14 protein-coding genes are annotated in these 15,481 nt (G+C 39.3%); 7 read left to right on the plus strand and 7 right to left on the minus strand.

Translation table 11 applies throughout. From position 1 onward, the window contains the following. Positions 1-66 precede the first annotated feature (66 nt). Positions 67-624, minus strand: coding sequence for an NUDIX hydrolase (locus HG267_RS12140; RefSeq protein ID WP_045869202.1), 558 nt, complete (start codon positions 622-624; stop codon positions 67-69). A 147-nt stretch (positions 625-771) separates the two neighbouring features. Here HG267_RS12140 and HG267_RS12145 point away from each other — a divergent pair, with 147 nt between their 5' ends. From HG267_RS12145 to HG267_RS12155, 3 genes are all read left to right on the plus strand, one after another. Further along, entirely contained in the window at positions 772-1,824 is a 1,053-nt protein-coding gene (locus HG267_RS12145; protein ID WP_045869203.1) for a dipeptide epimerase, read from the plus strand. Next, positions 1,808-2,854: a DUF1611 domain-containing protein gene (locus tag HG267_RS12150; RefSeq protein WP_045869204.1), complete on the plus strand. Its 1,047-nt coding sequence runs from the start codon at positions 1,808-1,810 to the stop codon at positions 2,852-2,854. The genes HG267_RS12145 and HG267_RS12150 overlap by 17 nt, the downstream gene beginning before the upstream one ends. 519 nt (positions 2,855-3,373) lie before the next feature. Beyond that, the gene (locus HG267_RS12155) at positions 3,374-3,619 is read left to right on the plus strand and encodes an HNH endonuclease (protein WP_045869205.1); all 246 of its coding nucleotides are present in this window, start codon (positions 3,374-3,376) and stop codon (positions 3,617-3,619) included. An 81-nt stretch (positions 3,620-3,700) separates the two neighbouring features. Here the strand turns inward: HG267_RS12155 and HG267_RS12160 are convergent, their stop codons facing one another. From HG267_RS12160 to HG267_RS12170, 3 genes are all read right to left on the minus strand, one after another. Then, positions 3,701-4,327, minus strand: a complete 627-nt coding sequence (locus tag HG267_RS12160) for a hypothetical protein (protein WP_155539092.1) — start codon at positions 4,325-4,327, stop codon at positions 3,701-3,703. 174 nt (positions 4,328-4,501) lie between these two features. Then, positions 4,502-5,695, minus strand: a complete 1,194-nt coding sequence (locus HG267_RS12165; protein ID WP_045869207.1) for a hypothetical protein — start codon at positions 5,693-5,695, stop codon at positions 4,502-4,504. A gap of 802 nt (positions 5,696-6,497) precedes the next feature. Further along, complete coding sequence (locus tag HG267_RS12170; RefSeq protein WP_045869208.1) at positions 6,498-8,102, minus strand: peptide ligase PGM1-related protein; 1,605 nt, start codon at positions 8,100-8,102, stop codon at positions 6,498-6,500. Positions 8,103-8,649: 547 nt separating this feature from the next. Between HG267_RS12170 and HG267_RS12175 the strand changes: the two genes are divergently transcribed. Both HG267_RS12175 and HG267_RS12180 read left to right on the plus strand, forming a co-directional pair. After that, entirely contained in the window at positions 8,650-9,507 is an 858-nt protein-coding gene (locus HG267_RS12175) for an SDR family oxidoreductase (RefSeq protein WP_045869209.1), read from the plus strand. 204 nt (positions 9,508-9,711) lie between these two features. Then, complete coding sequence (locus HG267_RS12180) at positions 9,712-9,969, plus strand: hypothetical protein (RefSeq protein ID WP_045869210.1); 258 nt, start codon at positions 9,712-9,714, stop codon at positions 9,967-9,969. Between the two features lie 163 nt (positions 9,970-10,132). Here the strand turns inward: HG267_RS12180 and HG267_RS12185 are convergent, their stop codons facing one another. The 3 genes from HG267_RS12185 to HG267_RS12195 form a co-directional block, all read right to left on the minus strand. Then, the gene (locus HG267_RS12185) at positions 10,133-10,747 is read right to left on the minus strand and encodes a CP12 domain-containing protein (RefSeq protein ID WP_045869211.1); all 615 of its coding nucleotides are present in this window, start codon (positions 10,745-10,747) and stop codon (positions 10,133-10,135) included. A 146-nt stretch (positions 10,748-10,893) separates the two neighbouring features. Further along, a complete protein-coding gene (locus tag HG267_RS12190; protein WP_045869212.1) occupies positions 10,894-11,409 on the minus strand; it encodes a DUF3122 domain-containing protein in 516 nt (171 codons plus the stop codon). Between the two features lie 187 nt (positions 11,410-11,596). Then, on the minus strand, positions 11,597-12,124 hold the full coding sequence (locus tag HG267_RS12195; RefSeq protein ID WP_045869213.1) for a universal stress protein: 528 nt from the start codon (positions 12,122-12,124) through the stop codon (positions 11,597-11,599). Between the two features lie 639 nt (positions 12,125-12,763). On the opposite strand from HG267_RS12195, the gene HG267_RS12200 reads away from it, so the two are divergent. Together HG267_RS12200 and HG267_RS12205 are read left to right on the plus strand one after the other, a co-directional pair. After that, complete coding sequence (locus HG267_RS12200; RefSeq protein ID WP_081583946.1) at positions 12,764-13,612, plus strand: DUF4231 domain-containing protein; 849 nt, start codon at positions 12,764-12,766, stop codon at positions 13,610-13,612. Positions 13,613-14,054: 442 nt separating this feature from the next. Continuing rightward, entirely contained in the window at positions 14,055-15,239 is a 1,185-nt protein-coding gene (locus HG267_RS12205) for a LeuA family protein (protein WP_045869214.1), read from the plus strand. Positions 15,240-15,481 lie beyond the last annotated feature (242 nt).

Consider the following 15,481-nt stretch of genomic DNA (forward strand, 5'->3'; position numbering starts at 1 on the left):
TATTTTTTATTAAAGTCTAACTCAAGTGCGATCGCACTCTCTCCAAAATTTTCTTACCCAAATTTATTAGTTACCAGATTTGAGGAAATTTAAGCCTAAAAACAGCGCCGCCACAGTTCCCGCCACAGCTATTTCACCTTGAGCAATTTTTTCTAAAACCGATGCGACAGGAATTAATATCACTTCGATTTCTTCTGTAATATCTAACTGTTGTTCTTGAACTTGCGCTACATTTTCGGCTAGAAATAAATGAATTTGATTCGTATCTTTACTTGGCTTATCGTATAGTGTGGCAATTTTTCGCACTACTTGCGTCATATAACCAGTTTCTTCTGCTAATTCTCTTACTGCTGCAACTTCTGCACTTTCTTGCTGTGGATCGAAACTCCCTGCAGGGAGTTCTATAAAAAATTCGCCAACTGCGTGGCGATATTGCCGGACAAACACAATTTCTTGATTGCTAGTTATCGGTAAAATTAAAGCTACTTCTGATTTGAGATTAACAAAATAATCATCAATAATTTTGCCGTTAGGTAATTCTATTTCATCTCGTCTAACCTTACACCAAGGATGATCCAATACCATCTTTGATGTTAAAGTTGTCCATTTTTTGAGATTTTTCATATCTACGCTAGCATTTGACAGCAATATGTCTAAATCTGGCAATTTTGACTATGTAAAAAAGTATAACAGATGTATCAAATCAACTAAACTTTAGACCTACACTGTGATATTTGTGATATTTGGCCTAGCCATAGATAAAGTATATATATGCAACTTCAGGTCAAAATATTTACTGTAAATAAACGTTTTCCCTTGACAATTAGTCGGGGGACAACGGCACAGACAACGAATGTATGGGTGAGTATTTACCAAGATGGGATTGAAGGCTGGGGAGAAGCGTCACCATTTGGTGTAGGCAATCATTCGCAATCAACAGAGAAAATCAAAGAGGCTTTACAAGAAATAGCACCAATTTTGCAACCTTTTAGCCCATTGCAAAGGCAGCAAGTTGAGCAAGCTTTGATCGCAGTACAGGCTCCTTCTGCAGTGAGAGCCGCAGTAGATATGGCAATGCACGATTGGCTAGGTAAGCTTGTAGGTTTACCACTGTGGCAACTTTGGGGACTTGATCGCCATCTGATAGTACCTACCTCAGTCACCATTGGCATCAACTCACCAGCAGCAGCCAAAGCTAGGGCACGGGACTGGTTAGAATTTACAGATGTTCGTGTTTTCAAGGTGAAGCTAGGTAGTCCGGATGGCATAGATGCAGATCGGAAAATGTTCTTAGCAGTCCGTGAGGAAGCACCGAATTTGGAATTTTTTGTTGATGCTAATGGCGGTTGGAGTTTACCAGATGCGATCGCCATGACTAGTTGGTTAGCTGATTTAGGTATAAAGTATGTAGAACAGCCACTACCACGGGGACAGGAACAAAGTTTAGCAGAATTAAAAGCGCGATCGCCTCTGCCGATATTTGTCGATGAAAGTTGCTTTACCAGCACCGATATTCCCCAACTAGCAAACTATGTAGATGGCATTAATATCAAACTCATGAAATCGGGAGGCTTAACAGAGGCAATGCGAATGGTACACACTGCAAAAGCCTATGGTTTACAAGTGATGTTTGGTTGCTATTCTGATAGTTCGTTAGCTAATACAGCCGCAGCACAGCTGGCTCCTCTGGCTGATTATTTAGATTTAGACAGTCATCTCAACCTCATCAACGATCCTTTTACAGGTGCATTGATCAAAGAAGGAAGAGTTTTGCCCAACGATTTACCAGGTTTGGGGGTACAACACAGTGCGTCTGCCACTTAATCAACGAATTGCTATTTTGCTACATGAGGGAACTGCTGGCACCCAGGGGAAAACTGGGTTGTCGATTTTACGCTATAGTGAAGCCCCTATAGTAGCTGTCATTGATCGCGACTGTGCAGGAAAATCTCTATCAGCAATCACAGGTATCAAACGTGATGTCCCGATTGTGGAGTCAGTAGCCGCATCTTTAGAATATCAGCCGCAAGTTTTGGTAATTGGCATTGCACCCAAAGGCGGTACTGTACCGGATGATTATTGGCATGAAATCAAAGATGCCTTACAAGCGGGAATGTCTCTAGTTAATGGTTTACATACCCCATTGGCAACAATGCCAGAGTTAAATGCACTGCTAAAACCAGGACAGATAATTTGGGATGTCCGCAAAGAACCGCCGAATTTAGGTGTTGCTGGTGGGTTGGCGCGCACCCTTCCCTGTCGGCGGGTGTTAACAGTAGGAACTGACATGGCGATCGGTAAGATGTCAACAAGCTTAGAACTGCATTGGGCAGCAAAACGCCGGGGATGGCGTTCTAAGTTTTTGGCAACAGGTCAAACCGGCGTAATGTTAGAAGGCGATGGCATACCTCTGGATGCCGTGCGGGTAGACTTTGCGGCTGGTGCAGTGGAACAAATGCTGATGCGCTATGGCAAAAATTACGACATTGTCCATGTGGAAGGACAAGGTTCCTTATTGCATCCCGGCTCAACAGCCACCTTACCTTTGATTCGTGGTTCCCAACCAACGCAATTAATTCTTGTACATAAAGTAGGACAAACCCATGTCCGCAATCATCCCCATGTACCTATTCCACCTTTACCAGAGGTGATTCGGTTGTATGAAACTGTAGCTAGTGCGGCTGGTGCTTTTGCCCCTGTGCCTGTTGTGGGTATAGCACTGAACACAGCCCATTTAGATGAAGCCGCAGCCAAAGAAGCGATCGCCCAAACTACAAAAGAAACTGGGCTACCCTGCACTGATGTAGTACGGTTCGATGCTAATTTCCTGTTGAATGCTGTGATGAAAAGCTAAGTTTTACTGTGGCAAATAATTCCAGAAATTTATCAACTTGCTGTTAACAGTGAGTTGATGAATTCATAATTTATTGTATGTAGATCTTCCAATGATTCTTGCGATTGTTCTTCCTAGTTTTAAGTCAATAAGCTTGGGTTAAGCTGATTAGCGATTGATTTGTCACTTATTAAAAAAGCCAGCAAAATTGGGGGAGAATCCCCCAAACACCCGATTGGGTGAAGGTTGCGTCCCCCAAACCCCCTCCAAAATTATTGTTCTATTTTTTTGTTGAGTAACTAGTTTTTTGGTTTTGTTAAGTAGCTCAACCTAATTAAATGTGAAATGTCATGACGAGCAGAAGACAGTGAAGCGTTCGCGTAGCGTCTCGCAGAGAAGTAATCGCCAAGACTCTATTTTATGTTTTTCAATGTTGATCTACTTATCAATTAATTTTCTTAACTGAATTGTATTTAGTTGTAAGTTAGCTTTTTATAGTAAAATTCTCTTTTGTATTCTCTAGCTTTTAGCGCTATTTTCATGAATAAAACCCCACGTATTAATATACCTGTAGAAGTAAGAAAGTACATATTTCAACGCGATAAATATCAATGCCAAAGTTGTGGTAAAACGGCTTTAGAAACTAATCTCTCTATCGACCATATTATACCTCTATCCCGTGGTGGACAAAATGATATTAGTAATCTCCAAACTCTCTGCAATATTTGCAACCAGAAAAAATCAAATAACATTGACTTGCGCTTCAGGCGTAATTTCGACTTATAAAATAAAAAACCATCCCTCTTGCAGAAAGGGATGGTAAAAACTCATAATTATCGACAGATTTAATCAGTATATGTTGAGGTTTTAACTAGCTTTCTTTAAAGCCTGTCTTAAGTTCTTTAAATCTTTAGCAAATTTGACAATGTCTTCATTTTTGAGCAATTGCTTAAGAGATTCAGGGCTAAGTTTTTTAATTACATCATTCCAGGCATTGATAGTATCATTCAGCTTGTTAATATTCACATTGCCGTTAGCCAACAAACCTGATAAAGAATTGATCAATGCTTGTACTGATTCGGGATTTCCTCCTAGATTAACTAAATCTGTCTGTAATTGAGATTTAGCAACATCGAAACCCTCTCCTTGCTTTAGAACCACAATAAGAGTGGTGCAGAAAGTATCAACTGAACTACAAGTTATTTGTGTTGCAACTTGATTAAGTCTGTCTTGAGCTTCTGCTGTGGCTGTCAGTTCTCCATTGGGGCCAAAATCTACATTACTCCCAGGTACTACTTGGGGGGTTATAGTGCCAGTTCCAGTTCCAGTTCCAGTATTTGAAGGAATAAAACTACCCCCAGAATAGCCTGATGATTCTACGGTAGTTCCTTGATTCACAAATATACCAGCATTTGCTTTATTAGCAGTAGCCAGTAAAAAACTCGATAACATTAACACAAGACCAAGGCTGAGGGGGAATTTTTGCTTTTTCATGCTTTTATCTCAGATTTATTCAGCGATAAGATTTAGAATCTACGTCTAATGTGAATTGAGTGCCGTAAATCTTGTAACCTCTTCCATAATTCCAAAACCACAATTTTTAATAAGTCTGGAAACCTTGATTGAGAAAGAGGAGTTTTTAAGTTTTTAATTCACATCAGGCGTAATTTAGAACTGTAAACTATACCCTGCAGTCAAACTAAAACCAAGACCATTGCTGAAGCTGCCAGTTAGGTCTGTGAAAATAGTATTAATAACTAGAGGGCTATTTGGAAAAGGAGCAAAAGATGCACCCATGTTTAAAGCATTCCCAGTCCAGCTACCTACTAAGGATGCTTGTGGTATAACTCGTAAGCCAACACTACCGAAAACATTTGGCGGATTATCCCTTAAGTTCTTATATGCACCTAGAGAGCGAAAATCACCACTTCCAAGACCAAGAGAAACAGTCAATGGCATTTGGTTATTTAAATTATTTGGCTGTAAGTAAAATGCTTTAGTAACCACTCCATAGATTGTGTCTTTAGCTTGGTTAGCATCCCCCCAGCTAATGGGGTTAGACCAACCAACAGCGACTGCTGTTCCATCAGCAAAGTATTTGTGTAGCTTGAAACCGATACCGCCACTTTCACCAAAGTCACCAAAATTGGTATTTTGACCACCTACGCTGATAATATTGAGGTCAACTTCCAGCCCTACAGATTTCACTGCATCTCCTAAACCAAAGCCTAGAGCTAGTGAACCATCTGTTTTACCTTGATCTAAAGGAATATATATTCCCCCACCTATGAAAGCTTGACCCCAGCTAGCACCATAAGCTGTGGGAGTACCAGCACTAGAAGCAGGTGCGCCGCCTAAGCGAGCTCTGGGTATTTCAACTAAGGGTTCAACTAATAATTCTTGGCGTAACCTATTGGCTTCTCCTAAAGTATCGCCTACAACTCCAGAAGAATCTGTTTGAGCAATTTGCGTGGGTTTTTTGTGGTTGAATGCGGTTTCTGTTTTTTGTGATCGTAAATCTTTTGCTCTTAAGTCTGCATTAGACTTGGCAATAATATTAGAACTAGCAGAAGATGCTTGCAAGCTTTGCGAAGAACTGAATTCAACAGTGGGGCTGCTATCTTCTATGGTGACTTGTCTCCAGTCTATATCCTGCTGTATGACACTCTCAAAAGCCGAGGAATCCTCTGATGTTGTTTCAGCAGGACTAAATTCACTGCTGGTATTATCAGCTAATAACTTATCCTCAGCAGCAGCAGGATGCGTTGAAATCGCTGTAGTCAGCAAAATACCAGTTACTAACGTTTTTCCTAAGCCTAAGGAAATAGACGGCAATCTCTTGAGTAATAATATACTTAACACTTTTCCTCTTAACACAGTAAAATCCTCACACTAAAGCAATAAACATAACACTCTACTAAGGTTGATTCATCCTATAGCAAAGTATTTATAAAGACAAGGCAAGATAGACTAATTTTGCTATATGGAATAGACAAAATTAGCTGAAAACCAACACCAGCAAACTTTTCAGACTGAGATTGGAAGGAGGCTAATATTTCAATCTGACAAAATTAACGTTTTGAAATGTTTTTTGTTATTCAAGATTCACCGTATTATCACTAGTTTTAAATAATGCAAATGAAAATGTATTTAAGTATTAGTTACTTAAATATTTTGTTACAAGTTTTGGGTTTAATGAACTTTTGAACGAGTGAAGAGTTGAAGCAACCTGTAGTATTGGGTAGATGAGCCGTTCTTATGTGTGAGTGCAGCTCATAGGCTGGTGGCAAGTCACTATTCAGTTATAATCGCAAAATTATTGAATGCCAATGCTATTCAAAATTGCTGAAATAGTGATAAATAGCTGGTTAATAGTATCTTGTATTCAAAAAATCACCAGTTTTTGGCTGGAAATTTACTCTAGAAACTGAAGGTAAAGCCTGGCAAGATTTTAATTGCGATCGCTTGTCACAAGTGTGTAAACCATCGCCATTACTTAATACACAGAACATACGTAAGCAGATAATTTGAACTTCATCATGTACCCCTATGAAAAAGCAAGCTACGCCATTGGTGTAGCTGATGCAGCAGAAAACAGGACTTTAGCCTTAAAAATCTAGGCTGAAGCCCTGTCTAGTAAAGCTTAGACATTACTACAAAAAGTTTACTGGCTATGTCCATCCCAAATTAAGGGAAAGGCATAATCTGAGAATGATAGTGAATCCTGATTGTCACTGCGACTTTCTTGATCGATGACTTTCACAACCTTGTTGTATATATCTTCAGCTTGCTGTAGAGAATCACCGATGCTGGTTAATCCCAACTTGCCAAACTGCGACAGACAACCCATAAGATGAAATACTGTACCTGTTTCCGTGCAGCTATCAAAGTGTAATCTGTAATGAGCGATGATATCCATCAAATCATTAGGTAATAATCCTTGATAACGGTCTTTTTGCAGGTTGTCGGTAGCAATGTAATATTTGGGACGACCTTGTTGGCTATAAAATAACCCAGTAGACAGGTTATAGCGACCATTGGTTAATAATTTCAGCGTCATAAAGGGATGGGTAGTACCGCCTTTACGCAGATTAATTTCGATCGCCTGAATATCCCATTGTCCATTACCCTGATCAACAGCGATAAAATCTACGCCAAACCTTTCTAAAGCACCTTTTTGGGCAAGTTTTCTCCCAACTTGCAAACCTAGTTGCTGCAATTCCAAACGGTAGCGTTCATCGGCGGGGAATCGACAACCAAGATAAATTTGCCCATCTGGCCCGCCTAGGATTTGGTCATGGGTGGAGAGAATTTCGACTTCACCTGTGGGTGTAATCCGTCCTTGGACGCTAGGCGATCGCTTAATTTCTCCTTCAACAAAAGCCTCAACAATCGCCCCTAATTCTGTGATGCGTCCGGAAAAATTAGCCCAAGTCTCTTGGCTGGCTTGAAAGCGCATAGTTGCAAAGCAATGGCTAATTGCAGCAATTCTTTGAGCAGTATCAGCTTCTCCCGGTGCTACATTCATAATCGGTCTTAAATCTAGCAACGCATTTCCTTCTCCAGATATACCTTCATTGAGTTTGACTACCATACGTTGCAATGTTGGCTGGCGTTCCCATAACTCACAAGCGGCGACTGCTAAATCTTTCTGGTTCCAAACTCTTTGGCTACCATCTGGATGGGGAACACCACATTCAGCAAATATTTGCCGACTACCACTTTTGGAACCCCAAATCTGCAAATCTGGTGCAGCAGCGTACAAAGGGACATCTAATTTTAAAGATAATTCCGCTTCCAAAAATGTGGAATTGTAACAAACCATGAATGATTTTTCATGGCGCAAAGATTGCTTAATTCTCTCTAGTAAGCGAGGACGTTCTAAAATCTTTTGACTAAGAGGTTTGAGAGAAGAATCGTAAGTAGAAAGTAATAGTAAACGATTGCGGGCATGGGAAAAAGGTATTCCGGGTAGCAGTTGCAGATAGTAATCAATAATGCTAGGATGCAACGGCATTGATGTTACATAAATTAACCTTGTGCGCGGATTTCGTAACCGAATTAAAGAAAATAATAGTCTTTCTTCATAATGTTCGCAGCCTTCAACCTTTTGTAGTTCTCGCTGGTCAATACTCAAAGAAGGAATGATTAAAATATCCGCCTCACTGTTATCGAATAGCTCGATAGTTTTCCAGCGATCGCGTAAAGTGGATTGCAGACGGCGAAACCGATCAACCTGGTCTAAATCAGAAATATTAGCTGTTACCATAACCCTTGCCCTGTCTTGATCCCAAGACTGTATTAATACTATGGTACATCTTGATGAGCGCTCAGATCGCAAGCTAGGACTGCTAAACAATTGCTGTGTACAGTAACTTAATGGATCATGCTGAATTTCCTATTTCTCTGGGATTTACCCCTTAAGATTGAGCTAACAAAAATTTTTTTACATCTTTAGATTGATAAAGTCTTAGAACATAAAAGTTAATTTTGAAGCAGATGAACAGGATAAATCCTTCATCACAAGAGAGTTGTATACTTGTTTGCCGTGTTCAAGTTATTAGATTGTGTTAGGTGTGGGGAGAAATTATTTTAGTTACGTGGATTTACCAAACATCAGTGAAGTTGAGCTAATATCCGGGTTATAACAGCTTCAACTTATAAATGCTAAGTAATACACAAAGTAACCCTTGGGTTGAATTTTCGATCCAAGGTTTACTTTTGGCAATTAGGTAGTTAGTAATTCGTAATTCGTAATTGCATCAGTTGATGATTCATCATTTATCCTGACTTGGTTAATTTGTAGGAAAAGCTTTATGCCAGAAGAGAAAACTTTACAACCACCCCAGCAACAACAGCCACCTGGTAACGAATCGGAAATGCAGCCAAAACCCCAAGCAGATGATGCTAAATATCAGGGTAGTGGCAAGTTAAAAGATAAAGTAGCACTAATTACGGGTGGTGACAGTGGGATTGGCCGTGCTGTGGCGATCGCATTTGCCAAAGAAGGTGCAGATGTGGCGATCGTTTACCTGAACGAACACGATGATGCTAAAGAAACCAAGCATTTAGTAGAACAACAAGGTCGGCGTGCAGTTGCGATCGCAGGCGATATTGGCGATGAAAATTTCTGCCAACACACCGTACAACAAACAATAGATGAATTTGGTAAGCTCGATATTCTTGTTAATAATGCGGCTGAACAACATCCCCAAGAAAGTATCGAGGATATTACTAAAGAGCAGTTAGAACGCACTTTTCGCACCAATATTTTCTCGATGTTCTTCTTGACAAAAGCAGCATTAAAACACTTACAAGAAGGCAGTGCCATTATTAATACCACATCAGTAACAGCTTATAAAGGTAACCCCCAACTCCTGGACTACTCTGCTACTAAAGGTGCAATTGTAGCCTTTACTCGTTCCTTATCAAAAAGCTTGGTAGAAAAAAATATTCGGGTAAATGCCGTAGCACCAGGCCCAATTTGGACACCTTTAATTCCCTCAACTTTCCCCGAAGAAAAAGTAGAAAATTTTGGTAAACAAGTACCTATGAAACGCGCTGGACAGCCTGAAGAAGTTGCTCCTAGCTATGTATTTTTAGCCTCTGACGACAGTTCTTATATCTCTGGTCAAGTCATACATCCTAACGGTGGAGATGTAATCAACGGTTAATTTCTGGGAGCAAAATTAGCAGGTTCAATATAGTTTTATATGCTCAGAACCCCGAGTTGTTAATAAGTTGGGGTTCTGAATCATATTAAATAAAATTTAGTAACCCTTGGGGTGAATACTTCGTCCTCCATTAGATGGATGAAGAAATTTAAATTGCTTAGTAATCTATTTTTAAACAACAAGTAATTATTAGCAAATAGACATATGGCATCCACAACACCATTGCTCGGTACAGAATTAGTAGATTGTGCTAGAGCAAATGCTAAACAGGGTATTGAAACTGCTGCTTACCAATGTGGTTATGGCAACGATCTCAACAGATTTGCCCAAGAATTAAGGCAAGCTTGCGAAGAAATGAATTTGCAAGTTAAAGAACTTACGGAATTGATTACCGACCAAGATTTGATATTACAAATAGGTACTGGCGAAGTAGTTGCTCCAGATACAGCTTCTGAACTTTAAAGTAGAGGCGATAAAGGAGATGAGGGAGATGAGGAAGCAGAGGAGAAAATGCAATTACCAATTACCCATTACCACATGACAAATGACAAATAACAAATGACAAATGACAAATGACAAATGACAAATGACAAATGACAAATGACAAATGACAAATGACAAATTATTACATGTCATAAATTTTGGCTTCTGAAGCCTCTGGATATTCTTCGCAATATTCCTCAAAAGCTGTCTTAGGAGGCTTATGAGCACGTTGGTGAGAAATTTCTGCTTGCATTTCTTCGACAGCATCCCAAGCAGCAGCACATTCTCGCGAACGAATACCTGTGTCAGCACAAATGATCCTAGCTCTCTTAATTTCTGCTTGCAGTTCTTGTTCCAGTAGCGCTGTTCCAGATTGTTCTAGAAAGTCACTATGAGCCAGAATATCTGTGAGTGAGATAATACCCAGCAGTTCACCTTGGATAACTGGCGCTCTATGTAGATGATACTCAGCAAATAAGCGTGCAACGTATTCTACAGCCAGGTCTGGATTGATAGTAATACAAGGTTTAGACATAATCTCATAAACGCGTATTGCATGGGGATTTTTTCCATAAGCAATCACTTTATAAGTAATATCGCTTTCGCTAACAATACCGTAAGCATCTTGTTCGTGGCGACGATCTACAATTAATGCTCGCCAGTCTCTTGCTCTCATTAATTTAACAGCTTCAGCTACTGTTGCCGAACCGCGAATAGTGGCAACATCTTTAGTCATAATATCTGCTGCTTTCAACATAATTTATCTCCCAGAGAATCTTTAAATAACTCTGCAGACAAGGTCGCAAATTTCCAGCACTCAAGTGGTAACTTTAAAGTTCTTTGGAAATACTGGCATCGCTCTCTGGTCTAACAGCTAATAGCTTGATATTTGCTATTTTATAATTAGTTACTAACTACTGATTGCCATTCCTGCACGACTGATGGCGGAACAGAAATATTAATGAAGTGCTGGCCAGGCAAAGGAATACCAAGCTGTAGCGGTTCTATGGGCAATTTTGGCAATATATTTTGGAAATCATACTGACCAATGCTAGGTACTGGTGCTTCCTCTAAAAAAACATCGGGAGCAGTCAAGACCTCACCTGTCGCTTTAGTAATTCGCAGTGGTTGCGGATGAACCAATTCAGCAGAACCCGGAAACCCTACCAGTCGGAGATTGACGCTAGGTGGATGACCTGGATAAATTTGCTTCCACAAAATAACCTGCCAAACATTACCCGATTGATCGTCTAATTTAAGATGTGAGCGATAAATTATCTCTCCTGGTACTTGTTCAAATTGAGTAACAGCTGCGATCGCAGTTTGATAGGATTTGATTTCTAAACCTAGGAATATCAACATCGTTAATATCCCCAGCAAAAGCATCCACCAAAATGATTGTAGGAAGCGACGCAACATTAGGTGTATCTCCTTATTTTGCTTGAGGCTCAAGGGTTATTTATTTGGAGTTTGTCATTTGTCATTTGTCATTTGTCATTTGTCATTGGGTAATTGGCATTTTTTATTTTCCCCCTGCTCCCTTTGCTTTTTCCCAGTCCCCAGTCCCCAATCCCCAATCGCCAGTCCCCCAGTCCCCAATCCCCCATCACGTCACACTCGCCTTTTCTGGAACCACTGTTTCAGCTTGTGAAACATCCGTTAGATGCATAACATGGACAGAGCATGGAGCATGATGCAGGACGTAATTACTGACGCTACCTAGAAATAGTTCTTTGAGTCCTGCGTGACCGCGACGACCCATAACAATTAGATCAGCTCCCCAACTAGTTGCTAATTGACAGATGATCCGACCCGGGCTTCCAAGGTGCTGGGTATATTCTGCATTTACGCCTGCTGTGTTTGCTTGGGCGCAGAAGGACTGTAGGATTTGAATACCTTGATGTTTAAAAATATCCCATTGCTTTTGATAATATTCAAAGCTTTGGCTGCCTATTCCTGGATAATAGTCAAAATTGGATAGTATAGGTGCGTAAGGGCTACCTTCTTCTTCCGCAGATAGCACATGCACTAGCATTAAACTAGCTCCTGTTACCTTTGCTAAAGCTAAGGCTTGATCAAAAACCTGTTTTCCCATTGGCGAGCGATCCAATGCAACTAGAATTTTGTTGAACATATGTACCTCCGCTGAGAGTTGATAAATCGCCTGTGAGGTTTCTGGTTTCTAGATGCTAGTACTGCTCGCTGCTGGAAATTTACAAGGAGCTAGTGTTTTGATTCCCGTGCTGCTGTACTAGATTGGTAGAAATTTTCAAGTCCTTCACTAAAATCTGATTTACTTGCTTACACCTATGCTTATAGATCTCAAAGTTGAGGAACTTGTGAGGGCACAGCTATAACTGCATCAGGCGATAGTATGCGATTAATATCAGAGATTTTTCCTATCTTCGGCTCGAACTCCAACAATCGGGAGTACTCTCGAGTTCCAACATCATTAAGATATTGCAAATAAGTATTTTTACAATTGTAAAAAGTAAAAAATATCAACAATACTGAGACCTGTACAGTCTTTAAATACCTAAAATTGCATGAAATATCTTGAATGAGCAGTTAAATTAGATACTCTATCCGAGAACAGGCGATCGCAATCAGAGACGCTATTGCTCAGTTTTTATGAGATTTAGAGTTCTGTTTATTTTGTTCACCGACTACAGCTAGCGGTGTAAAAGCTGTTTCGCAGAGAACAACGCAGCCACAAACCTACTCTTTTTTTGACTACAGCAAATTTACCTCATCACTAATGGAGTACAAAACTATGACTAGTTCTGACATAACTAATTTTGAGCAGAAAACTCAGAGGGATATTTCCTATAAGTTAGAAAGCTTTTTCTCTACATCAGGTCGGGAAAGGTTGTTAACTTTGAAGCTGATAGAATATTTACTACTTGCCGTAGTTGCTGGCTCAGGTATGATTATTTTTTTTGGTCAAAATAATCAAAATCTGGTCATTGCTGGGTCAGTTGGTTTAATTATTGCAATTTTTCTATTTCTAATTAATAGACAGGCTGTTCAAGAATATAGTAATAATACTAACCAATCTGATATCCTCAGAAAAGCTGAACTCTATAATTATTTATCAGCCAATAATAACTCAGGCGATCGCAACTCTGTAACTCCCGCTAGAGCCAAGGCTTTACAGTATTGCCAAACATTAATTGAAGATTATAAAAGAACTCGGACTCTGGCGAGAAACCTTTACTATATTTTGCAAATTGCGACTGTTATTTTATCTGGTGTTACGCCAATTTTAGTACTTGTAGATAAGTTAGAAACTGGACAAGCTTGGCTAAAATGGCTTCCTGTAATCTGTCCCGCTATTGCTTCTATCGTTGCTAGTATTGTGACTTCTTTTCCTTTCCAAAAGAATTGGATTGCTGCTAATACAGCAGTTGAATTATTAGAAGCTGAACAAGAAAAATTCATTTTGGGCATAACTCAGCCTTATCGCTGTTATGATGCTTCTGATTTTAGTCAACAACAATTGCAAGCCAGCCAAGCCATAGAATACTTTATTGTGCAGGTCAATAATATTCATCTTCAACAGTTGCAACAATCAAATGAACCTCAGCAGTCAGAGAAGACAGAAGCAACTGCATCGAAATAGTAATCTTGACTAGCAAAAAGTCAAAATTTATCAGTTATCAGTGAACGATAAAAGCTGATGACTGATAATTTATTTTGTCAAAATCTGATTATATTTAACGAAGCTGGCACTAATTCTGGTAACATCAGTTTAATTAGTGAGTACACACCAGATTTATCCTAGTGCAATAGAGAAAATCTCGAGCCAGTTGACAAAGTTCAGAAATTCTATAAATTAATCTTTATTCCCGTCTGTATTTATCTACTAGGGTTTTATTTCACTAGTTCTGAAGATTCAATAATTGTGTAGTCAAGAGTTGATTGCTGAATTTTGAACTACTGAAGTTTTGATGATGAAATTATCAGAATTAATGACATAAATATACCAGTTATAAGTATAGACTATTACTGAGTAGCTAATAAAGCTCCATTAGTAAAATTTAATCCCTAAATATATAGGTGATATGATCAAGATTCTGGACTCTACCTTAAGAGAGGGAGAACAAACTCCTGGAGTTTACTTCTCTCCTGAGATCAAGCTGGCGATCGCACAGTTTTTAGACTTAGTCGGGGTTGATATTATTGAAGCTGGAAATCCAGCAGTTGATCGGGAAATTGCTAATGCTATAACAAAAATTTCTCATGCTGGAATTAAAGCAAAAATAGGCGCTCATTCGCTTTGCAGCATTGAGAATGTTAACAAATGCCTAGATTGTGGCATTGACTTTTTAGGTATTGTTTTTAGTGTTTCGGAAAAAAGGCTACAACTTGACTACAATTTAAATTTAGCAGCAGCGCTAGATAAAATTGTGGAAGTTATTAGCTATGCCAGAAAGCAGCAAGATAATTTATTAATTCGCTATACACCAGAAGATACTGTTCGCTCAAAAATAGAGAATGTAATTGAGGCTGCTAGTGCCGCAGTCCAGGCTGGAGCTAATATCATCAGCATAGCAGATACGGCAGGCTACACAACGCCATTTCTGCCAAATCGCAGTATTTCTTATTATGTAAAAACTCTCAAATCTGAACTAGCTAAACGTGAATTATATCCGCAAATAGAAGTACATTGTCATAACGATAGAGGTTTAGCATTAGCAAATGCCTTAGATGCATATAGCGCTAATGCAGATATCATTGATGTCACAGTGATGGGTTTAGGTGAGCGAACTGGCATCGTTGATTTAGCGCAATTACTTATAAATTTAATAGATATAGGTGAGGAAAATACCAAGTGGGATCTCAAATATTTAAAGGATTTATATGAGTTAGTTAGTGAACATTCACATATTGCTATTCCTCCCCATCAACCTATATTAGGAAAAAATGCCTTTACTCACTATGCAGGGTTGCATGTAAAAGCTGTATCTAAAGACGAGGAACTTTATCAAAGCCTCAATCCCGAAATTTTAGGATTAAAAAGTAGCGTAGCATTAGGTACGCAGTCGGGACGTAGTGCCATTAAACAAGCAATTCAGCAAATTGGTAGACCCGAATTAGCGGAAAATCCTGATTTGGTAGCAAAGATTTTGCAAGAAATTAAAGAAATTGCTAAAAGAGGTACGCCTATTGATGTAGAAAAAGAACTACCAGCAATTGTAGATCGTTGTGCCTTGAGCGAGCTAATTACTAATTGGATTGGCAAATAGCTGTTATAGCCACAGATTCACTTAGTTGAGTGTTAACAGCTTTAGCTCATATAGGAATCCGCTTTGATTCCTGAAATTATTTGCGTAGGGAGGGAACAGGGAACAGGGAACGGGGAACAGGGAAGAAGAAATAAAAGTGTACTTAGGTTTTTTCAAAAATCAAATATGAGTCCTATATATATCTATTGACAGACTAACAAAACTGAGCATAATTGCTAGCAAAATCTCACTGGCAAATGCTG

Source organism: Tolypothrix sp. PCC 7601 (genome assembly GCF_025677855.1).
GTDB lineage: Bacteria > Cyanobacteriota > Cyanobacteriia > Cyanobacteriales > Nostocaceae > Aulosira > Aulosira diplosiphon.

Excerpts from the sequence above, each read along its gene's own strand:
- HG267_RS12140 (WP_045869202.1), bottom strand. The coding sequence starts at position 624 with ATGAAAAATCTCAAAAAATGGACAACTTTAACATCAAAGATGGTATTG.
- HG267_RS12145 (WP_045869203.1), top strand. The coding sequence starts at position 772 with ATGCAACTTCAGGTCAAAATATTTACTGTAAATAAACGTTTTCCCTTG.
- HG267_RS12155 (WP_045869205.1), top strand. The coding sequence starts at position 3,374 with ATGAATAAAACCCCACGTATTAATATACCTGTAGAAGTAAGAAAGTAC.
- HG267_RS12160 (WP_155539092.1), bottom strand. The coding sequence starts at position 4,327 with ATGAAAAAGCAAAAATTCCCCCTCAGCCTTGGTCTTGTGTTAATGTTA.
- HG267_RS12170 (WP_045869208.1), bottom strand. The coding sequence starts at position 8,102 with ATGGTAACAGCTAATATTTCTGATTTAGACCAGGTTGATCGGTTTCGC.
- HG267_RS12175 (WP_045869209.1), top strand. The coding sequence starts at position 8,650 with ATGCCAGAAGAGAAAACTTTACAACCACCCCAGCAACAACAGCCACCT.
- HG267_RS12180 (WP_045869210.1), top strand. The coding sequence starts at position 9,712 with ATGGCATCCACAACACCATTGCTCGGTACAGAATTAGTAGATTGTGCT.
- HG267_RS12185 (WP_045869211.1), bottom strand. The coding sequence starts at position 10,747 with ATGTTGAAAGCAGCAGATATTATGACTAAAGATGTTGCCACTATTCGC.
- HG267_RS12190 (WP_045869212.1), bottom strand. The coding sequence starts at position 11,409 with ATGTTGCGTCGCTTCCTACAATCATTTTGGTGGATGCTTTTGCTGGGG.
- HG267_RS12195 (WP_045869213.1), bottom strand. The coding sequence starts at position 12,124 with ATGTTCAACAAAATTCTAGTTGCATTGGATCGCTCGCCAATGGGAAAA.
- HG267_RS12200 (WP_081583946.1), top strand. The coding sequence starts at position 12,764 with ATGACTAGTTCTGACATAACTAATTTTGAGCAGAAAACTCAGAGGGAT.
- HG267_RS12205 (WP_045869214.1), top strand. The coding sequence starts at position 14,055 with ATGATCAAGATTCTGGACTCTACCTTAAGAGAGGGAGAACAAACTCCT.